The 23,486-nt window shown below is 61.6% G+C and carries 18 protein-coding genes and 1 pseudogene; 9 read left to right on the plus strand and 10 right to left on the minus strand.

Annotated features, from left to right (window positions below; genetic code table 11):
• Genes AGR7B_RS22490 through AGR7B_RS22505 form a run of 4 tightly spaced genes read right to left on the minus strand, consistent with a single transcriptional unit; the run spans position 1 to position 6,095 of the window.
• Complete coding sequence (locus tag AGR7B_RS22490; protein ID WP_080857943.1) at positions 1-1,107, minus strand: ABC transporter ATP-binding protein; 1,107 nt, start codon at positions 1,105-1,107, stop codon at positions 1-3.
• Entirely contained in the window at positions 1,107-2,459 is a 1,353-nt protein-coding gene (gene pglB, locus AGR7B_RS22495; RefSeq protein ID WP_162934230.1) for a polygalacturonase PglB, read from the minus strand. The genes AGR7B_RS22490 and pglB overlap by 1 nt, the downstream gene beginning before the upstream one ends.
• A gap of 5 nt (positions 2,460-2,464) precedes the next feature.
• Entirely contained in the window at positions 2,465-3,559 is a 1,095-nt protein-coding gene (gene bglB, locus AGR7B_RS22500; protein WP_080857945.1) for a beta-galactosidase BglB, read from the minus strand.
• A gap of 13 nt (positions 3,560-3,572) precedes the next feature.
• Positions 3,573-6,095: a hypothetical protein gene (locus AGR7B_RS22505; RefSeq protein WP_080857946.1), complete on the minus strand. Its 2,523-nt coding sequence runs from the start codon at positions 6,093-6,095 to the stop codon at positions 3,573-3,575.
• A 194-nt stretch (positions 6,096-6,289) separates the two neighbouring features.
• Between AGR7B_RS22505 and AGR7B_RS22510 the strand changes: the two genes are divergently transcribed.
• Positions 6,290-7,570: an ABC transporter substrate-binding protein gene (locus tag AGR7B_RS22510; protein ID WP_031233411.1), complete on the plus strand. Its 1,281-nt coding sequence runs from the start codon at positions 6,290-6,292 to the stop codon at positions 7,568-7,570.
• A gap of 253 nt (positions 7,571-7,823) precedes the next feature.
• On the plus strand, positions 7,824-9,806 hold the full coding sequence (locus AGR7B_RS26455) for a phosphatase PAP2 family protein (protein ID WP_080857947.1): 1,983 nt from the start codon (positions 7,824-7,826) through the stop codon (positions 9,804-9,806).
• A gap of 56 nt (positions 9,807-9,862) precedes the next feature.
• Here AGR7B_RS26455 and AGR7B_RS22520 read toward each other — a convergent pair whose 3' ends face one another.
• The 5 genes from AGR7B_RS22520 to AGR7B_RS22540 form a co-directional block, all read right to left on the minus strand.
• A complete protein-coding gene (locus tag AGR7B_RS22520; protein WP_080857948.1) occupies positions 9,863-11,086 on the minus strand; it encodes an MFS transporter in 1,224 nt (407 codons plus the stop codon).
• Positions 11,086-13,515 carry a TonB-dependent siderophore receptor gene (locus tag AGR7B_RS22525; protein ID WP_080857949.1) on the minus strand — a complete coding sequence of 810 codons (2,430 nt, stop codon included), beginning with the start codon at positions 13,513-13,515 and terminating at the stop codon, positions 11,086-11,088. Before AGR7B_RS22525 ends, AGR7B_RS22520 begins: the two co-directional genes overlap by 1 nt.
• 108 nt (positions 13,516-13,623) lie before the next feature.
• On the minus strand, positions 13,624-14,592 hold the full coding sequence (locus AGR7B_RS22530; RefSeq protein ID WP_080857950.1) for a FecR family protein: 969 nt from the start codon (positions 14,590-14,592) through the stop codon (positions 13,624-13,626).
• Between the two features lie 84 nt (positions 14,593-14,676).
• Positions 14,677-15,183, minus strand: coding sequence for an RNA polymerase sigma factor (locus AGR7B_RS22535; protein WP_080857951.1), 507 nt, complete (start codon positions 15,181-15,183; stop codon positions 14,677-14,679).
• Positions 15,184-15,380: 197 nt separating this feature from the next.
• Positions 15,381-16,529: an ROK family transcriptional regulator gene (locus AGR7B_RS22540; protein WP_080857952.1), complete on the minus strand. Its 1,149-nt coding sequence runs from the start codon at positions 16,527-16,529 to the stop codon at positions 15,381-15,383.
• 145 nt (positions 16,530-16,674) lie between these two features.
• On the opposite strand from AGR7B_RS22540, the gene AGR7B_RS22545 reads away from it, so the two are divergent.
• The 6 genes from AGR7B_RS22545 to AGR7B_RS22570 all read left to right on the plus strand — a co-directional run bounded on the left by AGR7B_RS22545 (position 16,675) and on the right by AGR7B_RS22570 (position 22,470).
• Positions 16,675-17,904, plus strand: coding sequence for an ABC transporter substrate-binding protein (locus AGR7B_RS22545; RefSeq protein WP_080857953.1), 1,230 nt, complete (start codon positions 16,675-16,677; stop codon positions 17,902-17,904).
• Between the two features lie 83 nt (positions 17,905-17,987).
• Positions 17,988-19,028 carry an ABC transporter ATP-binding protein gene (locus tag AGR7B_RS22550; RefSeq protein WP_080857954.1) on the plus strand — a complete coding sequence of 347 codons (1,041 nt, stop codon included), beginning with the start codon at positions 17,988-17,990 and terminating at the stop codon, positions 19,026-19,028.
• Positions 19,028-19,882 (plus strand): ABC transporter permease, encoded by an 855-nt coding sequence (locus tag AGR7B_RS22555; RefSeq protein ID WP_080857955.1) that lies wholly within the window; start codon positions 19,028-19,030, stop codon positions 19,880-19,882. The genes AGR7B_RS22550 and AGR7B_RS22555 overlap by 1 nt, the downstream gene beginning before the upstream one ends.
• Positions 19,882-20,745, plus strand: a complete 864-nt coding sequence (locus AGR7B_RS22560; RefSeq protein WP_080857956.1) for an ABC transporter permease — start codon at positions 19,882-19,884, stop codon at positions 20,743-20,745. Before AGR7B_RS22555 ends, AGR7B_RS22560 begins: the two co-directional genes overlap by 1 nt.
• Before the next feature lie 46 nt (positions 20,746-20,791).
• Positions 20,792-21,688, plus strand: a complete 897-nt coding sequence (locus AGR7B_RS22565) for a glycerophosphodiester phosphodiesterase family protein (protein WP_080857957.1) — start codon at positions 20,792-20,794, stop codon at positions 21,686-21,688.
• Positions 21,685-22,470, plus strand: coding sequence for an inositol monophosphatase family protein (locus AGR7B_RS22570; RefSeq protein ID WP_080857958.1), 786 nt, complete (start codon positions 21,685-21,687; stop codon positions 22,468-22,470). Before AGR7B_RS22565 ends, AGR7B_RS22570 begins: the two co-directional genes overlap by 4 nt.
• Before the next feature lie 104 nt (positions 22,471-22,574).
• On the opposite strand, the pseudogene AGR7B_RS22575 reads toward AGR7B_RS22570, so the two are convergent.
• Positions 22,575-23,054, minus strand: a pseudogene (locus tag AGR7B_RS22575) (SDR family NAD(P)-dependent oxidoreductase); the annotation flags it as partial.
• A 165-nt stretch (positions 23,055-23,219) separates the two neighbouring features.
• On the opposite strand from AGR7B_RS22575, the gene AGR7B_RS26550 reads away from it, so the two are divergent.
• Positions 23,220-23,429 (plus strand): hypothetical protein, encoded by a 210-nt coding sequence (locus AGR7B_RS26550; protein ID WP_420868492.1) that lies wholly within the window; start codon positions 23,220-23,222, stop codon positions 23,427-23,429.
• Positions 23,430-23,486: the final 57 nt, after the last annotated feature.

A 23,486-nucleotide genomic window follows, 5' to 3' on the forward strand; every position in this document is an offset into this window, starting at 1 on the left:
CTAACCTCTCCCTTCGCTGTTCAGGCGCGGCAACGCCAGTTCGGTGGCGGGATCGAAGACATGCACCTTTTCCCGTGCCGGCATGATCCTCAGCACCGAGCCGGAAGCGGGGGCGAAATGGCCCGCCTGATGCACGATGATCTGCTCTTTCTCGCCCTGGAGATTGCCGTAGAGATAGGTCTCGGTGCCGAGACTTTCGTGATACTGCACCTCGAATGGCAGGCCGGCACTGTCGGAGATGGTGAAATGCGAGGGGCGGATGCCCGCGAGAACCGCCTGCCCGGAGCTGACGGCTGCCGGATCGACAAGGCAGGGCAGGGACACACCGTAGCCGGCGTCGATGGCGATGCTACCGTCGCTGCCCTTGGTGATCGTGCCCTTCAGCATGTTCATGCGCGGCGAGCCGAGGAAGCCGGCAACGAAAAGGTTGCGCGGATTGTCGAAAAGCTCAAGCGGGCTGCCCACCTGCTCGATGAGCCCGGTTCGCAGCACCACGATCTTGTCGGCCATGGTCATGGCTTCCACCTGATCATGGGTGACATAGATCATCGTCGTCTTGATATCGCGATGCAGGCGGGTGATTTCGGCGCGTGTCTGCACGCGCAGCGCCGCATCGAGGTTGGAAAGCGGCTCATCGAACAGGAAGATATCCGGCTCGCGCACGATGGCGCGGCCGATGGCGACGCGCTGGCGCTGGCCGCCGGAAAGCTGTTTCGGCTTGCGGTCGAGATAGGGCTCGATGGCGAGCATCCGCGCGGCCTCATTGATGCGGCTTTCGATTTCCGCCCGCTTGAAACGCAGGTTTTCCAGGCCGAAGGCAAGGTTCTTGCGCACGCTCATATGCGGGTAAAGCGCGTAGGACTGGAAGACCATGGCGATCTTGCGCTCGGCCGGAGACAGCGCGCTGACATCGCGCCCGCCGATAGCGATTGTGCCGGCGGTGACGTCCTCGAGACCGGCGATGATGCGCAGCAGCGTCGACTTTCCGCAGCCCGAAGGGCCGACGAAGACGACGAATTCGCCGTTCTCGATCTGAAGATCGATGTCATGCAGCACATGAACGGCGCCGAACGCCTTGTTGAGGTTTTCGAGTTTCAGACTTCCCATCACCTGCTCCCTTCGGGCAAGTTCGTCGTCGCGACGATCTCTTGGCTGTTCCAGCCCTCGGGCAAGGGCGTCGTTCTTTTGATGGCGACATCGCGGGCCGCAAATCCTTCCACGCCGACAAGATAGACCGCCGGCATTCCGCCGGGATAATCCTCCATTCCGACGATCCTGCCCTCAGCATCCTGCGTCCAGGCATTGGCGCGGCCGGCGGCATGGGGGCTTGGCGCAATATCCGCATTGGTTGGGCGCAGATCGTATTGCAGGCCGGTGCCGAGCTTGCCGGGTTGCTGCGACAGCGTGATGCGCTCCAACCGGACATTGTGAATGCCGGCCTTCGATATGGCGACGAGGTTGATCGCCCCTTCCATGGAGCCGCTCAAGTCTTCCACGACCAGATTGTCGACGCTGCCGGCCTGACGCTCGGGGCGTCGGTCGACGACGGTGACGGTGACAGCCTCACCCGAACCCCAGAAGCCGCCCGGCGTTTCGTGGCATTCGGTCTCGATCCTTGAAAAGCGGATGTTGCGCATCGCGCCGCCATCGCGGGAAAACAGGCCGACGCCGCGATTGGACTGGACGATTTTGCAATCCTCGAACACGACATCGGTGAAATCGCCGAAGGATTCCGTGCCGAGCTTCAGCGCGCAGCTCATGCTGGAAACGGTGCAGCGGCGAACGATGATATCGGCGCAGGCTCCAACGGCCTTGCCGTCCGGCCCGGCGCTGGTCTTCAGGCAAATGCCGTCATCGGCGGTCGAGATGAAGCAATCCTCGATCAGGGCGCGCCGGCAGGCATCGAGCACAATGCCGTCTGTATTCGGCAGGCGGCGGTCGTTTTCGATGCGGAGATTGCGGAAATGAAGGTCTTCGCAATCGACCATGTGCAGCGTCCACATCGGCGAACCACTGACGGAGAGGTTTTCAAGGCGCACGTTGCGGCAGCTTTCCAGCACCATCACGCGTGGGCGTTTTTTCGCCGGGACATAGGTGCCCATGGCCTTGTCGTCGCCGACGATGAAGTTTTCACCGCCGGCCTCGATACGGCCGGGGCCGGTGACGGCGATGTCATGCGCGCCCCTGGCGATGATCATGCCGCGATCGGAGTCTTCGGCAATCACCGAAACCCGGGTCAGGGCATAGGCGTCGTAATCGGAAACGGGGGCAAGCACCGCATCTTCGGCAAGGTGCAGTTCCACGCCGCTTTTGAGATGGAGGCCGGCGCTGACATGACGCCCGGCCGAGAGAGACACGCGCCCGCCGCCTGCGGCCGACACGGTGTCGATAGCCTGCTGGATGGCCGCCGTGGCATCAAGGCCACCCGCCGCGACTGTGATGTCCTGACTGATGTTCATGATGCTCACGATGCCTTTGGCCTTTTCAGAAAAACGTCGATCAGGAGCAGCATCGTCAGCGCCTGCCCGTAGGGCGTGGGCAGATTGGGAATGCGGCGGTAGAATTCGAGATCGTGGCCCATCGGCGTGCCGTCGGAAACGCCGTGGACGACGCCTTCATCGTCGATATTGCCAAGCACGGCCTTCAGCGCACGTTCCGCATGCGGGCGATTTTCCTCGCCGAGAATGCCGGCTTCGATGCCGCGCAGGATGCCATAGGCGATGCCGGCCGTCGCCGATGTTTCCACCGGCGAGGTCGGGTCATCGAGCAGCGTGTGGAACATGCCGTCCTCGCGCTGATACTGCCTGAGCGACCGCACCTGGCTTGCCAGCACATTGGCGAGGAAACGCCTGTCCTTTTCGCCAAGCGTCGGCACCAGTTCGAAAAGCTCGGGAATGGCGACGGTGATCCAGGAATTGCCGCGCGCCCAGAAGGCGTCAGCGAAATTATGGCGTCCGTTGAAGGTCCAGCCGTGATACCAGAGCCCGGTGACGGGGTCCGAGAGATAACGCGTATGGATCATGAACTGGTAGACCGCCTCGTCGATCCAGTCCTGACGTTTGCAGACGACGCCGGCGCGGGCGAGGAACAGACATGCCATGAACAGCGTGTCGTCCCAGAGTTCGCCCTCATTCAGCCGCTCCTTGACGACATGCTGGAAGCCGCCATCCTCGGTTTTCGGCAATTGATGCACCAGCCAGTCGGCCCAGTCTTCCACCAGCGCGCGGAAATCCGGCCGGTCGACATGTTCGGTGAGGATGACAAGCGGCAGCATCGGCGCGGAACTGTTGATCTGGCGCGGCGGCAGGCCACGGTCGATCTGCCAGCCGTACCATGTCACGAGGTCATCCAATGCCTTCTGGTCGTTGGCGGCGAGCGCCCGGCGCAGGAAACCGTAAAGGCCGACACCCACTTCCCAGTCCCATTCATCGAACTGGATCTTGCCATCGGAACTGCCGCTGACCAGACCTTCCTGAATGCCCTTAAGGCGGCTGAAGGCGGCGGCGACATTGTCGATTGTCGTCCTGAGAGTGTCTTTTTCCATGCTTGGCTGGTTCATCTGTCAATTCCGCTTACGAGTAGAAGGGTTTTGCAGCGCTGCCCGAAGCTGGGTCGGCACTGTCGAAGGTGATTTTTGGTTGCGGGTGGTCATGGTCGAAGGCCATGGCCTGCCCGCCAATGGTGAATGCGCCGTCCCAGTTGAGAGTAAGTTCTGGCCCGCCGGGCGGCGTGATCGAGAGCAGGCGGCTTTCGGCATCGAAGGTGATCTGCGTGGCGAGGATTTTTTCCCGAAAACGGGCAAACTCCTCGACATTCCCACAGCCGATGATGCCGACCCAGCCGGCGCGGCGGCCGGGCGATCTGATCTCGCGATTGGCGGTGGCGCCGGCGGTGATGGGCTGAAGACCGTTCGTCGCATAAAGTGCGGCAAAGCCGTGGCCCGAGCGGGTGATGAGCCAGTTGCCCTCCACCAGCACCTCGTCCAGCCCGTCGCGGCCGAGATAGGCATGGGTCCAGTCGTTGCGGTGATCCTGCGTATCGAAGATCAGCATCGCCAGATCGCGATGTTGCGCCACGCGCGGCAGGATGCCGCTTCCCGCCCAATAGGAGGGGCGCTGGGTGCCCCACGGATCGTCTTCGCCCGGATGATTGACCCACAGCCGTGCCATCGGGTGGCCGGCAAGTTTGATGTCCATGACGTGCTGCTGATGGCCCTTGCGGCCGGTCTTGTGATCGACAACGGTGGAAAGCTGGGCGGCCTCGTTCTTGAAGAGCACGAGCTTGCCGGGCTCCAGACCCTGCGCATAACGCGCCTCGACCATGCGGCCGCCTGTCAGTTGGGAAAGGGAGGCGAGATGCGCCGGTGGCAGGTAATCGCCGCAGCAGAACATCGGCAGCGAGGCAACGCCATTGTTCAGCCAGCCCTGACCGAAGGCGACCTGCGCAAAGGGCGCCAGTTCCGTCAGCGGCCCGGCGCGCAGCTCCTTGTCATAAGCCCGCCCTTGCGAACCGGAGGGAACGCCGCCGAGCGTGTGCAACGCGATCATTTCGAAGATGAGATCGATCTGGCGGCGCGCGCGGGCGGCAAGCTCCGGTCCCGCCCAATGTTCTATGGCGAGAAGGCCGATGAAATCCACCGGATAATAGGCGGCCGAATTCCATTCGGCGAGGCCATGCGCCTCGACGCTGTCGAACCAGCGCTCCAGCCGCTCAGTGGCCAGCGCCGCCTGTTCTCTGCCGGTGCGGCCGGAGGCGGTGAAGACGGCATCCGGCAGATATTCGCCAGCCAATAGCTGACTGGTGTGGAAGCAGAGAACATGGTTCTCGCTCCAGAACCACATGACGTCATTGCCCGGTTCGTCCACCCAGTAACGATAGCCGAGGATCGAGGCGTCGATCCGCGCCCGCATCTCGGCCGGCAGGCGGTCGCCATAGGCGCGCACCAGCCACAGAAGTGGGATCATCACGAAATCGGAGCAGTCTTCCCGCCGATCGATGGAATGCAGCGTCGCATCGACGATCCCGCCGATCGTCTCGATATCGTCGCTGCCGGTGGCGACCATCGCCAGCGCGCGGCCGATGCGCCAGGCACCGAAACGGGCGCTGAAGGACAGGGCGGCCTTTTTTCGCCCGTTGATATCACCATTGGATGCTTCCGGCGCTATGTCATGCATGAAAGCCGCGTCGATGACGCGGGTTACCGTTCCCGCTCCCGAACCCATGGTGATTTTGACACCGTGATATCCGTCCGAAATGCCTGTCGTTTCGGGGACCGTCAGCGAGGATTGCCCGGCCTTCAGCACGGTGTCGACTTCCGCAAGCGAAGCGCGCTCATGCCCATGGCTTTTGACGGCGATGTGCACCGGCAGGTCGTTTGCGGGTGCCGCCCCGAAGACCAGTTCGAGGGCCGTGCCGGAAAACACGTCTCGCGCCGGGCGAACATCGCGCACCAGCGCGGCGCGACGCTTCGTTTCCTCCCGGTCGAGCAGCACGGGCAGCACGACGGTCAGCGGCACGGCGTCGACGACCTCAAGTTCGAAGAACCAGATGATGTCGCGTTCCGCCAGATCCTCGCAGAGCAGCAGCACCTCGTTATCGCCGGCTGCGAGATCGAGCGTGATGTCACGGCTGCTTTCGACATTGCGGATGAAAGGTTCGAAACGGACCTGTTCGACGCCGCCCACCCAGATGCGGACGCCGCCGCAGGTGCGCAGCCGAAAATGCGCCTGTCTTGCCGCATCGCTGCGGAAGGTGCCCTTCAGCCAGCGCTGCACATGGGTGGGAACGTGCCAGAAACCGGTGAATTCGACGCGGCGATTGGAGCCCGGCAGGTTGAGGTGCGATACCGGCCAGCTGGTATCGGGTGCGATATCGCGGCCGATCATGGTCTGCTGGAAGGCCTTGCGGCAGGGCAGGTCGCCCACATCCACGAAACCGTTGATGAAGCGATAGTTCACACGGTCTTCGGCGGGGGCTGCGGTGCCGGGAAACGACGTCTCCACCAGATCGGAGACGATCCAGGCGGTCACCGTTTCGCCGTTTGCGACGGTATATGTCGGCTGCGACGCGTTCGCCGCAAATGGTCCATCCGTCATAATGGATCGCCTCCCGTCGATCTTTATGAAATTATTTTCACAATCCGATTTTCGCTTTTCCGCGTCGATTTGTGCGATTTATGCAAAACAAACAGCTTGACGTTTATTCTGTCAAGCCGCAAAACATTATAAATCGAATTAAGCAGAGGAGCTTCCGTTCGATTTATGAAAATATTTTCATTGGGAGGATGAGCATGATGAAATTGTTTTCGGGCGTCAGCGCCCTCGTAGTGGCCTCTGTCGCCGGTCTTGCGACGGCCCAGGCCGAGACCCGCACGATTACTTTCCTTTTTACGGATGACGACCAGGGTTATGTGCAGCGCATGTCGGAACTCAGCAAGGAGTTCGAGACGGCCAATCCGGGTGTGAAGATCAATTTCGTGTCTTCGGGTTATGACGCGGTTTCCAAGCAGCTGCCGGTGCAGCTTGCGGTGGGCGAAGGTCCTGACATCGCCAAGATCACCGACTGGCAGCTTGCGCCCTATTATCTCGACATGCGCCCCTATATGAAGGATGCGGAAGCCTTCGCGAAGCTGCACGGTTCCAGCCTCAACCAGCTTCGCCTGCCGAATGTCAACGATCCGCAGTCGATCAACGGTTACATGGCGTCGCAGACGCTCAATCTGCCCTTCGTCAACAAGACGCTGTTCGAGCAGGCGGGCGAACCCTTGCCTGGCCCGACCGCGAAATTCAGTGAGATCGTCGAGGCTTCCGCCCGTGTCGCCAAGGCGACCGGTGTGCAGATTCCCTTCACCATGGACCGTTCCGGTCACCGCTTCTCCGGCGGCGCCTTTGCTTACGGCGCGACCTATGTGAAGGACGGCAAGTTCAGCTTCCCGGACGATGCGGCGAAAAAATATATCGCCGATATCTATTCATGGACGCAGAATGGCAGCTTCCCCAAGGAAATGTGGGGTGCGGCCGGCGGTTCGCAGTACAAGAACATGGGTGACGAGTTCGTCAACGGCAATGTCGTGACCTATCTGGCCGGCAACTGGATGGTCAATCCGTTCCAGAACAAGATCGGCGACAGTTTCGAATGGACGGCGATCAATGCGCCCTGCGGCGAGGCCGGATGCTACGCCATGCCCGGCGGCACCGCCATTGTCGGCTTCAAGCGCACCAAATATCCCGAAGATGTGGCTCACTTCATCGAATTCCTCGGCTCTGAAAAGGTGCAGCGGGAAATTGCCGAGAACTACGTCATCCTGACCGGCGCGGAGATCGTCGATCCGCAATACAAGCTGAAGAGCGAAGACGCCAAGGCGGCGATGAAGGTGTTCCTCGACAACAAGAAGAACGTGCCGCAGGCCGCCCGTGAGTTCGAACGCGCCAAGGGCGGCAGCGCCATGTATCAGCAGATCGTGCAGCGCATGAGCCAGCTCATCGTCGGTGAGTTGACGCTCGACCAGACCTACAAGGTTCTGGAAGATGACGTCGCCAAGATCAACGAGGCTGTCGCGGTCAAGAAATAACGGCCCGACCGTCCGCCTCCGGCGGAACGATGAAGTTCTCGAAGGATATGCCCGGAGTGGCGCTCCGGGCATATCGCGCCGTTTCTTTCCGAAGACGGCGCATTTTCGCTGGAGGAACTGCCGCAGGGAGCCGTTCCCGGCGGCCCATCGAAAAACTGAAATACGCTCCGTTTAAACCTGACGATGAGGCGCGCGGAACGCCGCGCCGCCTCTTTTCGTCACGCGTCACTCGCTGAAAATCATAGGATTCGTCATGGCCAGACTGAAGATGTCGTCTTTCTTTTCCGCACGCTCGAGCCTGCTCGCCTCCGTCGCATTGCTGGTTCTGGTTCCGGGCGCGCAGGCGTTCGATCGCACCGGGCCGGCAGGTGAGGGTTATGCCATAACGGTGCCGGAACCGGCGGCAACATATCCGCTGCCGCTTGCCGACAATTATCGCAACCAGACCGGCAAGAACGAGAAGGGCGAGGCGGTTCGCGCTTATGATGACCGGGACAACCCGATCATTGAAATCCTCACCGGTTTCAACCGCATCTGGACGCTTGGCGATGAAAAATGGGCGGATGGCGGCGCCAATGGCGATGGTCCGGCGGATTTCAGCCATGTGAAGATAGTCGATCCCACCGTCTGGCAGGAAAACATGCGTTACGTGCTGTCCGTGACGGGTGAAAACCGCACGCGCGCTGCCGCTTTCGAAGCCTATATGAATGATCGCCGTTCGCAGGGTTACAGCGTCATCGACGGCATGGGGCCGCTTGCCGCCTGGTATCGCGAAGGGGCGGGCGCGACGACGACGATCAATCATACGCTTACGGATTTCGACCCGAACGAGGTTATCACCCGCAAGGAAGACGACAAGGGCACCGAGGCGGGTGCAGCCGATAGCGAGTTGAAGGATTTCGTCGCCTTCATGAAGGTGATCCGCGGCCCGGAGGGCACGACGTCGCCGGCGAAGTATTTCTATTCCTCACCTCGGCCCTGGCGCATGAACGACAAAGGCGAAGTGATCGAGACCGGCAAGGAGACGATTGGCGACCGCAGCTTCGAAAGCCATGACAGCGATCCGGGCGTCATCGTGCCGGCGCTGAAATATGCGCGGGAAAATCGCGGGCGCGGCAAGGATGGCGGTTTTCCGAGCGGGCACACCAATGCCGCCTATCTGGCCGCCATCGCCTATGCCTATGCCGTGCCGGAGCGCTTTTCCGAATTGCTGACGGCTGCCTCCGAACTGGGCGAGAGCCGCATCGTCGCCGGCATGCATTCGCCGCTCGACGTGATCGGCGGCCGCATCACCGCAACCGCCATGGCCGCGGCCATGTTGCAGGACCCGAAAAATGCCGAGGTGAAGAAGGCCGCGCATGCGGCCTTGCAGGCCTATTTCACTAAGCGCCTGCCGCAGGGCCAGTCTCTTATCGATTTTGCCCATGGCGCGAAGCCGGATGTCGACCAATTTGCCGATGCGACGAAGAACGGGGCGGATTATCGCAGGCGCATGACCTATTCCTTCAGCCGCGACAGGGCCGCAGGCGATGCGCCGATGGTGGTGCCGAAGGGGGCGGAGGTCCTGCTGGAGACACGTTTGCCCTATCTCGATGCCGCCCAGCGCCGCGCCGTGCTGTTTTCCACCGGCATCGAGGCCGGTTATCCGCTGCTGGATGACAGCAATGGCTGGGGCCGCATCAATCTGGTCGCTGCCGCCGGCGGTTACGGCGCGTTTGACGGCGATGTCGAGGTGACGATGGACGCTGCCGCCGGCGGGTTCAATGCGGCGGACAGATGGACGAACGATATTGCCGGGGCAGGGCGTCTCGTCAAATCCGGCAGCGGAGCGCTGACGCTTGGCGGCCATAACAGTTATGGCGGCGGCACCATTCTCAGGGAGGGAACGCTGGTGGCGTCGTCCGCCGATGCGCTTGGAACCGGCGGCGTGCTGGTCAGCGGCGGCACGCTTTCGCTCGGCGGAGAGACGGATATTGTCATCGGCGGCGACTATGCGCAGTCGGGCGGCACGCTGGCGGTCGACCCGCAGAAGGCTGCGCTTCGGATCAAGGGCAATGCGGTGCTGGACGGCGCGACGCTGAAGCTCGCTTTCGATGGCGGCGCGCCGGCCGCCGGCACGCGGTTCGACGTGATCTCCGCCAACGGCTTGACCGGAACCTTTACCTCGATAGATGCGGGCAATGTGAAGCTGCGGCCGGTCTATACCGGTTCGGCGCTGTCTGTGGTGGTGGAATAGGGCGATGCAAGAGGCCTGCCGGGCGCGGTTGAAGCCGCCGCGCCCGGAGGTTCGGTTCAAGAGTCCTGCCGCCGCATCAGCAGGAAGATGACCGGTGCGGCGAGCACCGAAACGATGGCGGCAATGATGAAGGAGGCCTGATAACCGAATTTCTCGGCGATCGCGCCTGCGCCCAGCCCGCCGATCATGCCGACAACGCCATCCATGCACTGGAACAGGGTGAAATCGACCCCGGCCTGCCGGGGGTCGGACCAGCCCATGAAGCAGGCGTAAAGCGCAACGAAGCCGATGGACATGATGCCCGACGAGCTTGCCACCGCAACCGCCATGACGACCCATTGCGAAATATCGCGATGAACGCTGAAATAGGCGAAAAGGCACAACAGCGCCGTCTGCACGAAGATGGCGATGAGCAGGATTCGTGATGCCCCGTAGAGGCGCACCAGCGTGCCGCCGAGCAGCGCGCCGGCGAAACCGACGATCATGCTTCCCACGCCATTCAGCGCGCCGATGGTGGCGAGATCGAAGCCGTAATCGACCAGAAACGGGCCGAGCATTGCCAGACCCCATTTCTGCGCGGCGACATAAACAGCCGCGACGAGAAGGCCGGTGCGGACTTCCCGTCGCCTGAGCGCGTTTTTGATCGATGGCAGGTGGTCCCGTGTTTGCGTGACCGTTCTTGCCGCCGGGCCGAAGAGGAAGGGGAGCGCGAGCAGGATGACCAGCCCGGCCATGACCAGCGTGGCGCTCGTCCAGCCGGCGCGCTCCACCAGTACCAGAAACAGGCCGGCGCCGATGGCGGAGCCGAGATAGGAGCCGCCCACCTGTGCGGCGTTACCCCAGCCATGATGCTCTTCCGCCAGCGTTTCGACCGCATAGCCGTCGCAGGCGATGTCGACTGTCGCCGTCACCAGCGCGATTACCGACAGGATGGCGATTGCGACGGAAACCGGCGACGGGCCGGTGAATGCAAGAACAGCGAGGCCGCAGGCGCAGGCGGCGATGCCCGTGCCGACGATCACCCGCGACCGGTTCCTGCCGACGGGCGGCAGCCGGTAACGCTCCACATGCGGCGACCAGAGGAATTTCAGCGCCCAGGGCAGAACGACGAGATAAAGCAGGCCGATCTGGTCCAGCGGCAGTCCGGCGGTTCTGAGCACCGCCGGCAGGCCGAGAAAGGTCAGCCCGCCAATCACGCTCTGGCCGACATAAAGCCCGCCGACCGCCACGAAGACGGCGGCCGGCGACGGCTTGGTTGTGGCAGGGTTCTGCTGCAGCATCAGAAGCGATACCGGATGCTGCCGACGACCTTGCGGCCTTCGTCATAATAGCAGAAGCCCGTGGTGCAGACCTGTTTCACCTCGTCGAGAAGGTTGGTGGCATTGATCTGCAGTTTTACGCCTTCCAGCGAGGGCAGGGCCTTGCCGAGATCGTAGCGCAGCGAGGCGTCGACGAAGGTGCGGGCCTCGTTGTCGAGAATGGGCGTGTGCTGGTTGTCGCCGAAGCTCGATCCGACATAACGCAGCCCCGCGCCGATGCCGAGGCCTTCGAGCGCGCCGCTCTGGAACTCGTAATCGGCCCACAGCGAGAAGGTGTGATAGGGCGAGGAATTGAGCTGCTTGCCCACCGTTTCCGACGTCAGTTTGGTGATTTCAACGTCGTTATAGGAATAGGAGCCGATGAGGCTCCAGCCATTGTCGAGCGAGGCCGTGGCTTCGAGTTCCACGCCGCGCGAGCGCAGGTCGAGCTGGCGCAGCAGGTTGATGCCGGACGAGGTCTCGTAGACCGTCGCATTGTCCTGATCGAGATTGAAGAAGGCGGCGCTCAGCAGGGCGTTATATTGCGGCAGGGCATATTTCACGCCGAGTTCATATTGCTTGCCGACCGTCGGCTGCGCCTGTCCTGTTACCGTTCCCGTGGTGATGATGACGCCCGGATTGGCGACGAAGGAGGTGCCGTAGCTGACATAGGGCATCACGCCGCTGTCAAAGACATAACCGAGGCTGGCGCGGCCGGTCGTCTTGGTTTCATCGCCGTCATAGGTGGGAGCCGTTGCGTCTCCGACGGTCTGTGCCTGATATTCGGTATCCAGCCAGTCGTGACGAATGCCGGCCGTCAGGCGCCAGCGGTCGATTTCGATCTGATCCTGCGCATAGATGCCGAGCGTGTTCATCCGCTGCTTCAGTATCAGCGACACATCAGGCACATAGGTGAAGGTGTCGGTGAAGGGGCTGGCCCCGCTGCCCTGTTTCGAGGTGTAGGACATGTGGCTGAAGTCGATACCGGTCAGCAGCGTATGTTTCGCCGGGCCGGTGTCGAATTCGGTCTTCAGGTAATTGTCGGCGGAGACGCCTTCATTGTCTTCGATGGTGATGCCTGGATAGTTGGCGAAGACCCATTGCTGGTCGGCCGAAAGGGCCGAATAACGCGCCTTGCTGTAGAAGGTGACGTTGTCGTTGATTTCATGCTCGAACTCATAGCCGATACGCCATTGTTTCTGCTCGAAATCATTAAAACGGGAATCGCCGCCATAAACCGGCGTCGCGCCGATCGACTTGCCGTCGCTGCCGTAATTGTTGATGTATCCCCAGGTGCCGCCGGTGGTGCTGTCCATATATTCGCCGAGCAGCGTCAGCTTGGTGCCGGCATCCGGCTGGAAGGTGAAGGCCGGCGCGATGAACAGCCGGTCGTCCTTGATGGCGCTGATTTCGTTGCGGCCGTCGCGGGCCACCCCGGTCAGGCGGTAAAGCATGGTCTTTTCGTCATCGACGGCGCCGGAAAGATCGAAAGCGCCCTGAACGCGGCCGAAGGAGCCATATTGCAGCTCCACCTCGCGCAGCGTTTCTTCGGTCGGGCGTTTCGAGATGATATCGACGATGCCGCCGGAGCTGCTTGCGCCATAGATGGAGGCGGCGGGACCGCGCAGGATGGAAACCGCTTCCACGCCATAGGGCTCAAGCCGGGCGCTGCCGTTCTGGCTGCTGACCTGCCGCAGGCCGTCGCGGAAGATGCCGGTGGTGCTGAGATCGGTGCCGCGCACCTTGAAGGCGTCGAAACGCGGCTCCGCGCCATATTGGCCGATGCGCGCGCCGGGCGTGTAGTTCAGTGCTTCCGAGAGGTTCTGCGGCTTCAGGTCATCGAGCTGCTTGCGGCTGACCGTGGTGATCGACTGGGCGGTTTCGGCGACCGGCGTATCGGTCTTGGTGGCGGTGCGGCCGGATTTTCCGACATAGCCATTGCTCTCGATGATGCCCCTGGCGCCTTCAAGGCCGGTGCCCTGCACGGTGATCGGCGCAAGCAGGGTGCTGCCGGCGGCAGCCGAACCGCCGCCTTCGCCGGTCTGGCTGGCGGGATCGAAAATGCGGACGGTATTGCCGCCGGCCAATGCGTAGTTCAGTCCCGATCCGGCCAGAAGCCCGCTGACGGCCGCCGATACGCTGAGCGTGCCCTTGACGCCGGCGGTGCTGCGACCCCTGGTGATCGCGGAGGGGTAAACCATGCGCAGATTGGCCTGACGGCCGAAGCTGAGGATGGCGTTTTCCAGCGGCCCTGCGGGAATGGAGACGGTGACGGTGGCGGGTGCGCCGCTTGCGGCGGGCGGTGTCTGCGCGCTAGCGGCCGTGGCGCCCGGACCTGCGGCGACGATACCCCCGATGATCGCCGTCGTCGTCAGCCAGAACCAGCCGCGTGCCTGCTTGCCCAAATTCATGTCATTCCCTCTCACTCGTGATCTCATGCCCCCGCTGAAACGGGTCCTGATTGTCTAGAGTGAAAAGGCGGGCCGACTCCTGACGTCGGATTCGCGAAAAAAGTTATTTTATCGCGAGCGGACGAAAACCAGTATTCCGGAAAGCCGCGATACCGAAACGGGAAGGCTCTCTTCGAGAATGGTGAGGGCCTGATCCGTGTCCTTGAGGTCGAAGATGCCGGAGACGTGCTGCCTCGCCGCCGCCTCATCGAGGATGACGATGCGGCCCCGGCGATATTGCGAGAGAATATCGAGAACCTCGCGCAGCGGCTGGCCGGAAAAGACGAGCTTGCCTTCGCGCCAGGCCATGCTGTTGGCGACATCCTTGCGAGCGCGCACCAGCCTGCCGTCGCCGCCAAGGGTCACGGCCTCTCCGGGCGTCAGCACGGCGATCTCGCCGCCTGTGGTCACTTCCACCCGGCCTTCCTCCACCTGCACCTCCTGCGGCAGCGCGCCATTGCCGGTGCGCACCGAATAATGGGTGCCGAGCGCTTTTGCTGTCAGCGCTCCATCCTCGACAATGAAAGGCCGCTCCGGGTTTTTGGCGACATCGAAATAGGCTTCGCCGCGAAGAAGGGTGATGCGCCGTTCCTTTTGCGAGTAATGAACGGCAATCGCGGTATCGGTGTTCAGGCTGATGCGGCTGCCGTCTTCCAGCGAAAGCAGGCGTGTTTCGCCGATTTCGGTGTAATAATCCGCCTGCCAGCGGTCCTTCAATCCGCTTTTCTCCGCAAACAGCGCTGCAAGCCCGATGAGGCAGAGACCGGCAACACCCGCCAGCATTGCCCGGCGAGGTCCGCGCCGTTTTCGCTGCTCGACCGGCGCAAGCTCGATATCGCCAAGCTCACCCCAGAGGCTCTGCATGTCCTCATAGGCGCTGGCATGGGCGGCATCGGCCCGCAGCCAGACATGAAACGCCTCGCGCTCCGCTTCCGTCGCGTCTGCCGATTGCATGCGCGCCACCCACAGCGCGGCCTCTTCGGCCAGACCGTCATCGGTCAAGCCGTTATCCTTCAGACCGTCCGGGCGCTTGTTCATGTCCTGATCTGCCGTTCGTTGCGTGCTGAGATGTGGTCCTTTTCCCTTATAGAGTGAAAAAGGATGCGAACACCTGATGCCGGTCTACATTTTTATTTGCGCGCGGACCTGACGGCAGTGCAGCAGCGCCTTGATGATGTGTTTTTCCACCATGTTGCGGGAAATGCCGAGAAGGGCGGCGATTTCGCCGTTGGAATGGCCATGCAGGCGGCTGAGCACGAAGACCTGCTGGCAACGCTTGGGCAGGGCCTCGATGGCGCGCGCCATTAAAATAAGGTGCTGCCGCCCGGCGACGATCCGCTCCTGCCCCGGTTCTTCGCAGGCAACGGCAAAACCCGCTTCGTAAGGTGCGAATAACGGCCGCTCGCGCGACTGGCGAATGGCGGTCAGGCGGGCGACGGACCGGGCGATCTGGAAGAGATAGGCCTGTGGATTGTCGATCAGCGTCGCATGAGAAACCTCCAGCGCCCGCAGCAGGGTTTCCTGCATGGCGTCGGCAGCGTCTTCCCGGTTCTGCAGGCGCCGGCGGAAAAACCGCATCAGGCGGCTTTCCTCCTCGGCATCGAGAACCTGTAACAGGGCTTTGCTCATCAATCGACCCGGTGACGTATTGGCTTGGCGCATGAAGCAGCCGGATATGCTGCGTCATGTCGCGATAAACATGATATTTGTAATCATATTTATCGCCTTCGGATGCAAGCTGCCAACCAGTAAAAAACCGGGGGCGAAATCAGGCTCACGTTTCCGTGATGATTGTTGCGGGATTACATCAGGCCGCTTGGGCTGAGTTACAGGAAATAGCGCACCCTGAGCGGCAGCAGCGCCGCACCGATGGCGGATGGATCGCCCTTTGTTTCGCTGAGAACCAGCTTCGCCTCCTTCGGCCCGACACCGTAACGATGTGCGCGCCGGGAGGGCATGTGCGTGCGTTCGATCATCATCCGGCCAAGCGCACGCGGCAATTGCCCGCCAAAGACGATAGCCTGCGGATCGAGAACCGCGATCAGGCTCGCCACCAGCCTGTCCACCTGCGGCATCGTCTCGGCGAGCCACTCCTCGACGCCCGGCCATGCGGGGTCGAATTGCTGGTAGAGCGCTTCGATGGAATGGATGTCGACGCCGTTTTTCTGGAGCGTGGCGATCAGATATTGCAGCGCCGGCCGCTTGGGCGATTCATCCGTGCTATATATGCCGCTGAATTCGCCGGCATTGCCATGAAAGCCGTGAAACGGCTGGCCACTGAGGATCAACCCGCCGCCGAAACCGTAATTGAACGACAGATAGGCAAAGGTCTGGCACCAGGAGCCGACACCGCGAAGGCTTTCTCCGATCGCCCCGGTGGTGGCGTTGTTCTCCAGCCAGACCGGCAGGCGGAACCGTTTCTCAAGGATCGGCTTCAGGTCCATCAGCGACCAGTCGCGCAGGGGCTCCGGCGCATTGAAGGCGCGGTCCTCAGACACGAAGAAGCCGGACATTGAAAAGCCGAGGCCAAGCAGGCGCTCGCGCGGGATGCGATGTTCCGAGAGCAGCCTGTCGAGGGCCAGAGACAAAGCGACAAGCGTCTCCTCCCGGTCCTCCGGAAGCATCTTCAGTTTTTCCTCGACGATCACGTCGCAGCGAAGATCGGCGATACAGATCACCACGGAGTCGGTGTTGATGGAAATGCCAAGCGAATAGGCCGCTTCCGGCACCAGTTCGATGGTGGGGCTCGGCTGGCCGCGCGTGCCCTTGAGCGGCGCGCCGGTTCGCAGAAGCCCGCGCTCCAGCAGACCTTCGATCAGCCGATGCACGGATTGCTGCGTCAGGTTCGTGTGACCGGTGATCGATGCGCGGGCGATGGGCCCATGGCGGCGCACGATATCCAGAATGAGACGCTCATTCTCGCTGGCAAGCGGCTGGCGATCGAAGGTCTGGTGCGGCGTCTGATCTGTTGTCATGGCCTTGGATAACGGCTGTGCGGGGCAGCGGCAACACGGGGCATTGGTTTGCGACAGCATTTTTCACTGGACTGTCACAAATATTACACTTAGAGTGTATTAATAAGGGGCCGGTCTACAACGGGTCCCCAGGAGGAACCATTCAATGCGCATGAAATTTCTTGCGATCGCCACGCTTGCGCTGGCGACGACGGCAGCGCCGTGCCTTTCCGCTGACAGCAATATGAAAAACCTCGACTTCGATCTTTCGAAGGTCACGCGCGACAATTTCTACGACATCGTCGTTCCCGCCGCCAAAGCCGAGGGCTCGGTGACGATGTATAATTTCGCCGGCAGTTTTGCCGATACGTGGAAGGAACTGATCACCCGTTTCGAAGCCAAATACGGTATCAAGGTCGCCTATAGCGACGTGAAGGGCGATCAGGCGAACCAGCAGCTGATCGCGGTGCACGCGGCAGGGCAGGATTCGCCCGTCGACGCTTATTTCGCCGGTGGCGGCAGCTATCCGCTGCTCTCTGCCAAGGGTGTTGTCGGCAATATTGCGCTGACGAAAATCCTGCCGAACATGGCCAACTACAATCCGGAACTGGCCGAAACCGTCTTCGGCAAGGCGCATGGCGGCAGCTTCCCGCTGGTGCATCTCAACCAGACCGCAATAGGTTACGATTCCGCCTTCGTGAAGGCCGAGGATGTGCCGAAAAGCTTCGAGGATCTTCTCATCTGGGCTGAAAAGAACCCCAAGCGGCTTGGCGTCACCCTGCCGGCCAAGGGCGGCTCGGGCGGCGGTTTTATCTATTCGGTGGCTCTCAATTATCTCACCGGCGACTGCCGCAAGCAGCTGACCGACTATAACCAGACGCTGCAGCAGGCCGAAGACTGGGCGATGGAGTCCGAGTGCCTTACGCCTGTCTGGGACTATTACCGCCGTCTTCTGGCCGTGGCTGAGCTGACCAATGGCAATGCCGATACGCTCAACCTCATCAACAATCAGCAGCTTTACATGGGCACCGTCTGGGAAGATCAGGTCATGAGCTTCCTCGGCACCAAGCAATTGCCCGACAGTTTCCGCGTCACGCTTCTGGAAAAGGGCCAGGTTGGCTCTGGGGACGCCATGTTCGTGCCGGCCAACGCCAACAATGTCGCTTCGGCGCTGCTGCTGATCGATATGGCCATGAGTAAGGAATTCCAGCTCTGGAAGCTGGAAAACAAGGCCTCCCGTTCTCCACGCGCCGATGTCACCAACGATTTGATGCCGAAGGCTGTGCAGGAGCATGTGCTGCCCCAGAGCGTCTATCCGCGCCTGTCGCTGCCGGCTTTCTGGGACATGTCGACAGCGCTTGCCGAAGCGCTCGATGAAAAAGTCCTCAACCAGTAACGCGACAAGGATTGCCGGATCGTGTGCCGCAAGTGGCTGCACGGTCCGGATAGCCTTGGTCAAAAATATGAGGGAGGCTCGCCATGAGCGAACTTGAGATCAGCAATATCTGCAAGGACTACGGGGCGAGCCGGGCGCTTCATCCCGTGTCGATCGCCGTCGAGCGGGGCGAATTCGTCACCATTCTTGGGCCCTCGGGTTGCGGCAAGTCCACGCTTTTGCGCATCCTCACCGGTATCAGTCAACCTTCGGGCGGTGAAATCCGGCTCGGCGGCAAGCGCATCGATCAGGCGCCGCCGGAAGCGCGCGATATCGCCATGGTGTTCCAGTCCTATGCGCTTTTCCCGCATATGTCGGTCGCCAAAAATCTCGGCTTCGGGCTGAAGATGAAGAAGGTCGCGAAGGATGAGCGGGTCCGCCGCATCGCCCATGCGCTTGATATCTGCAATCTCACCGGTCTGGTGGATCGCATGCCCCGGCAATTGTCCGGCGGCCAGCAGCAGCGGGTGGCGCTGGCGCGCGCCATTGTCATGCAGCCGAGCCTGCTTCTGTTCGACGAGCCGCTTTCCAATCTCGATGCCAAACTTCGCGATACGCTGCGCCATGAGCTGACCGAGCTTCACCGCCGCATCGGCGCCACCAGCCTTTATGTGACGCATGATCAGGCCGAAGCCATGGCGATGTCGGACCGGATCGTCGTCATGAATGCCGGTCGGGTGGTTGAGATCGGCACGCCGCTCGAGCTTTACCGCTCACCCAAACACGCCTTTACCGCCGGCTTCCTCGGCCAAACCAATCTTTTGCCGGTCTCCGCTGAGGGCCAGCAGGCGCAATTGCCCTGGGGCCAGTCCGTGACGCTTGATCGGGTTGCCGCCGGCAATGTCCAGATTTCCGTTCGTCCGGAAAATATCCAGATCCGTGCCGATCAGGCCGGTGAGGGCACGGTTTCCGCTGTTTCCTTCATGGGCGCCAATGCGCTCTATACGGTCGAGATCGGCGGCCGCCAGATAAGGGTCAGCCAGTCCGGCGCGGAAACCCTGATCGACGCCGGGCAAAGGGTGGCCCTGCAATTTCCCGGTTCGGTCCATCTTCTCGATGACAGGATGGCGGGGGAGGCGGCATGATGGCCGGGCTCCTTCGAAACAAGCGGGCCCAGCTTCTATTCCTGCTTTTGCCGGGCGTTGGGTATCTTCTGGTCTTCTTCGGCGGGCCGCTGCTGTCGGCGCTGATCGGCAGCTTCAGGCAGGAGGATGGCAGTTTCACGCTGATGTTCTATGAGCGGATTTTCACCCGCGCGTCGATGATCCGTGGTCTTACGACCTCCATCTATTACGGCGTCATGCCTGTCATCGTCTCGCTTGCGGCCTCGGTGCCGCTGGCGCTTCTGATACGCAAGAGCTTTCTCGGGCGAAAACTGTTCAGCGGCCTTTACAAGCTGCCGATGGCGGTGCCGGGCATCATCGTCGGCCTGATGGTGATCGTCGTTTTCGAAAGGGGCGGGTTCCTCGACCGGTTGGTCGCGCCGCTCGGGCTCGAACTGCCCAAGCTCGTACGCGACGACTGGGGCGTCGGCGTCATCCTCGCCAGCGTCTGGAAGCAGATACCCTTCATGACGCTGATCATCACCAGCGCCTTTGCCGCCATTCCCGAGGATATACGTTACGCCTCGCGCACGCTTGGCGCTTCGCGGTTGAAGACATTCTTCTTCGTGGAAGTGCCGCTCGCCATGCCGGGCATCACCGCCGCCATTCTTCTGACCTTCATCGGTTCCATGGGCTCTTACGCCATCCCCGACATCGTCGGTCCGCCGACGGCTCGGCCGCTTTCGGTGCTGATGGTCAAGGAATTCAACCAGGGACGTTTCAACCAGGTCTATGCCATGGGCATGGTGCTGAGCCTCTTCGCGGTCTGCGTGCTTATTCTTTATTATTCCCTCACATCCCGCATCGGCCCCGGGCAAAACCGAGGAGACGCATGATGAGTGTTATCACCATCGACCCCGCCATCACTCCCCGCCGCCGCGCCTTCACGCCCGAGGACCGGATTTCTGTCTCGATCGGGCTGTATGGCGCGCTGACGCTCGCCATCGCCGTGCCGCTGGCGCTGATGTTTCTCTGGAGCATTGCCGACGGCTGGTCGCCACCGCTCATCGTGCCGAAGGATTACACCACGGCGCGCTGGGCGAGCATCCTGAGCGATGGCAGCCTCATCCGCGCTGCGGTCAACAGCATCCTCATCGCCATCGTCGTCACCTTCCTGACTGCGGCCATCGCCTTGCCCACCGCCTGGGCCATGGCGCGTTTTCCCTTCCGGCTGAAACGGCTGGTGGAAATCTTCATTCTGGCGCCGATCATCATTCCCGGGCTCGTCGTCGCCGTTGGCATCGGTCAGGTATTCCTGCTTTTCGGTCTCGCCTATTCGGTAACGGGGGTCATTCTCGTGCAGATCGTCGGCACCCTGCCGCTGATGATCCGGCTGATGACAGCGGCGCTGGAGACCATTCCCGACGATCTCATCCATGCCGCGCGCTCGCTCGGCGCGGGCACAGTCGGCATCGTCATTCACATCATATTGCCGCTTGCGGTGCCCGGGCTTTTGGCCGGCGGGCTAATGTCGTTCATCGGCAGCTTCGAGGAATTCGACAAGTCCTTCATCGTCGGCGCGCCTGTCGTCGAGACCCTGCCGATCAAGCTCTACATGTATCTCGATCCCTATTCGATGCAGCTGCCGCTCGCCGCCATCGTCTCTTTTATCCTGCTTCTTCCCGCACTCGTCGTTTTCATCATCGCCGGCCGCATCCTGCGCGACGATCTGATGGCGGCGGGCATGGGAAAAATCTGATCCGGGCAGCCAAACCCGGTAATTGCAACGTCCGAAAGTGAAAACCATGCACCAGACCCTTGCCACCTCCCGAAAGACCTCCAATCCCTGCAATGTGCTCGCACTCTGCTCGCGCGACAATCCGGCCATCCTGACCATCGCCCATCGCGGTTTCTGGACGGCCACTGCCGAAAACTCGCTTGCCTCCGTCCGCGCTGCGGTCGCGGCCGGCGTCGAGATGATCGAAATCGACACACAGGCGACGGCCGATGGCCGGCTGGTCGTCATTCATGACGAAACGCTCGACCGCACCACGACGGGCAAGGGAACCGTGAGCGCGCTGTCGTTCGAGGTGGTCCGCGCAGCGAAGCTGAAGGCCGGTGCGGGCGGCGATGCGGCTGACGTGACCGATGAATGCGTGCCGACGCTGGAAGAATTGCTGGAAGAGGCGCGCGGCAGGATCACCGTCAATATCGACACGAAATTCACCCGCGATCTGCCGCAGGTCATGGAAACCGTGCTGCGGCTTGGCGTCGAGGATCAGGTGCTGGTCAAGACAGATATCGATCCCGAAGCGGGCCGTTTCGAGGTGCTGGATGCCGACTGGTTTGGCAAGATCCCGCATATGCCGATGTTCCCGGTGCGGAAGGGCAAGTTCGCCGAAGATTTGCGCCGTATCGAGGCGTTGCGTGCGCCGATGATCGAGGTGAAATTCACCGATATAGCCGATCTGGCCGAAGGTCGTGCCGAGATGGAGCGCCAGAATATCCGTCTCTGGATCAACACGCTCGACGTCTCCCATTGCCTCGATTTCAACGACACGCGCGCACTGGCAGACCCAGAAGCCGTGTGGGGCGCTCTCGCCGAGGCCGGCGTCGGTGCGATCCAGACGGATGAGGTGGAAGCCTTCACCGGCTGGTTGAACGCGGGTGCGGGTGTGACAGGCAGAGCGTGGGCACGATGAGCGAACGTCTTGAAGGCGCAGTTGCCATCATCGAGGAGGCGATGGGCCTTGCCCTTCGCTTTTTCGAGGCGCGCGATGCCATCGTCACCCGGACGAAGGGTTTTCAGGACTTTGTCTCGGAAGCCGACACTACGGTCGAAAGACTCATCCGCGAGCGGCTGGCCGCGGCGTTTCCGGGCGAAGCCGTGCTGGGCGAAGAAATGGGCGGTGTGGCCGATGATGCCTACTGGATCATCGATCCCATCGACGGCACCGCCAATTTCCTGCGCGGCTCGCCGCTCTGGGGCATTTCGCTCGGTTTCGTGCGCAGTGGCCGGCCGGAACTCGGCATTGTCGCGATCCCGGTCTTCGGGGATATCTACGCGGCGGCTGATGGGACCGGGCTGATGCTCAACGGCAAACCGCTTGCCCGCCACGTGCCTTTCGAGGATGTGCAGGTCATGTCGCTCGGAGACAGCGCCGCTGCCGATGCCGCGGAGGTGGCGGCCCTCAACGTCGGGCTTCGGCATGCGGGCTGGGTAGTGGAATCCATCCGCTCGACATCGATCGGCCTTGCCTTTGCCGCACGCGGCATCTTCGACGGCCATCTGCAGAAGCTGACCACCATGTGGGATATCGCCGGCGGCGTCGTTCTCGCAAGGGAAGCGGGTCTCGATGTCCGTATCGGAATACGCCCCGGTAGCGGCATCCCGTGGGTCGCCGCCGCAACGCCGGCATTGATGGCGGTGACGGAGGGGTTGTGGCCTGAGATTACGGGAAGAGTGCTGGCGGAACCTGCGTGACCTTTGGTAAAGTCGATGGCAGATGTGCTGAAACATCTGCCATCTGCATATCGCCGGCTGAAACGCCGCAACCGAGCAATGTCCGGTCAGGCCGCTATCGATCGTCAGTTCACCCGAGACAGCGCAATTGCGTCAGGACCTGCGGGAAAACGAAGCTGGCCGGATAGGTCAAGGACGGCGCTCCAGATCGCTTCGGCAACATCGCCTTCGCTGGTCGTCATGGCCCGTTTGGCGAAGCCTTCGAGGATTGGCCTGCAAAGTCCATGTAATCGTCCGGCAGCAGCTGCTCCAGCGGCAGGATGGCGTTCGTCGTGAAGCGGGTGGTCGGGGCACAGCCCGGTTCCACCAGTTTCACCCGGATGTTGAAATGACCGAGCTCATGCGCGAGCGAGCCGGAGAAACCCTGGATTGCCTGCTTGCTGGCGGTGTAGGCGGCGGCGAGCGGGAAGGAGGCGAGCGTGGCGCTGGATGTGACGTTGATGATGGTGCCTGATCGGCGCTTTCGCATCTGCGGGATTATCCCCTGCGTCATAGGGACCACCGAAACTATTGGTGTCGAAGATCGTGCGGATTGCCGACATGGGGTCGCTTCAAAAGCGCTCAGGCGTGGCGTGATCTGACCAATAGCGAACGTCAGCTCATTGAGCTGTTACTGGCAAAAAGGGTTTCTTGTAGCGGAAGCTCTACGCAGTTAGCTGGAAACAGCGAGAGTGTCAGCTATAGACGCAGAAGGTAGCCTCCTGTTTAGGGTGTCCGGCCCACTCGCCAATTTACAACAGCGGCTTCCCACGGAGGGATATTACTTTGATGCGGAAGGTGTGGATTATCGTCCTGCCGTGAATGTCCTTCTGCATGTCGTAGAGGGTAAGCTCCATGAGTTGGAAGTTTATAAGGATGATGGCTCAGCAATTGAGACGTCGCTTGATTCAGTGGACATAAGCCAGTTCCATCTCCTTTGAGAGTTCGATTCGGAAACGAGAAGTGCTGTAGGCTATCACCGGTCCGCTATCTTCCCA

It is taken from the genome of Agrobacterium deltaense RV3 (assembly GCF_900013505.1).
In the GTDB taxonomy this organism is placed as follows: Bacteria; Pseudomonadota; Alphaproteobacteria; order Rhizobiales; family Rhizobiaceae; genus Agrobacterium; species Agrobacterium leguminum.

Bases quoted from the DNA above. Each gene is read 5' to 3' on its own strand.
- pglB (WP_162934230.1), bottom strand. From the start codon at position 2,459: ATGAACATCAGTCAGGACATCACAGTCGCGGCGGGTGGCCTTGATGCC.
- AGR7B_RS22545 (WP_080857953.1), top strand. From the start codon at position 16,675: ATGCGCATGAAATTTCTTGCGATCGCCACGCTTGCGCTGGCGACGACG.
- AGR7B_RS22530 (WP_080857950.1), bottom strand. From the start codon at position 14,592: ATGAACAAGCGCCCGGACGGTCTGAAGGATAACGGCTTGACCGATGAC.
- AGR7B_RS22510 (WP_031233411.1), top strand. From the start codon at position 6,290: ATGATGAAATTGTTTTCGGGCGTCAGCGCCCTCGTAGTGGCCTCTGTC.
- AGR7B_RS26455 (WP_080857947.1), top strand. From the start codon at position 7,824: ATGGCCAGACTGAAGATGTCGTCTTTCTTTTCCGCACGCTCGAGCCTG.
- AGR7B_RS22505 (WP_080857946.1), bottom strand. From the start codon at position 6,095: ATGACGGATGGACCATTTGCGGCGAACGCGTCGCAGCCGACATATACC.
- AGR7B_RS22525 (WP_080857949.1), bottom strand. From the start codon at position 13,515: ATGAATTTGGGCAAGCAGGCACGCGGCTGGTTCTGGCTGACGACGACG.
- AGR7B_RS22570 (WP_080857958.1), top strand. From the start codon at position 21,685: ATGAGCGAACGTCTTGAAGGCGCAGTTGCCATCATCGAGGAGGCGATG.
- bglB (WP_080857945.1), bottom strand. From the start codon at position 3,559: ATGAACCAGCCAAGCATGGAAAAAGACACTCTCAGGACGACAATCGAC.
- AGR7B_RS22555 (WP_080857955.1), top strand. From the start codon at position 19,028: ATGGCCGGGCTCCTTCGAAACAAGCGGGCCCAGCTTCTATTCCTGCTT.
- AGR7B_RS22540 (WP_080857952.1), bottom strand. From the start codon at position 16,529: ATGACAACAGATCAGACGCCGCACCAGACCTTCGATCGCCAGCCGCTT.
- AGR7B_RS22520 (WP_080857948.1), bottom strand. From the start codon at position 11,086: ATGCTGCAGCAGAACCCTGCCACAACCAAGCCGTCGCCGGCCGCCGTC.
- AGR7B_RS22565 (WP_080857957.1), top strand. From the start codon at position 20,792: ATGCACCAGACCCTTGCCACCTCCCGAAAGACCTCCAATCCCTGCAAT.
- AGR7B_RS22560 (WP_080857956.1), top strand. From the start codon at position 19,882: ATGAGTGTTATCACCATCGACCCCGCCATCACTCCCCGCCGCCGCGCC.
- AGR7B_RS22490 (WP_080857943.1), bottom strand. From the start codon at position 1,107: ATGGGAAGTCTGAAACTCGAAAACCTCAACAAGGCGTTCGGCGCCGTT.
- AGR7B_RS22550 (WP_080857954.1), top strand. From the start codon at position 17,988: ATGAGCGAACTTGAGATCAGCAATATCTGCAAGGACTACGGGGCGAGC.
- AGR7B_RS22535 (WP_080857951.1), bottom strand. From the start codon at position 15,183: ATGAGCAAAGCCCTGTTACAGGTTCTCGATGCCGAGGAGGAAAGCCGC.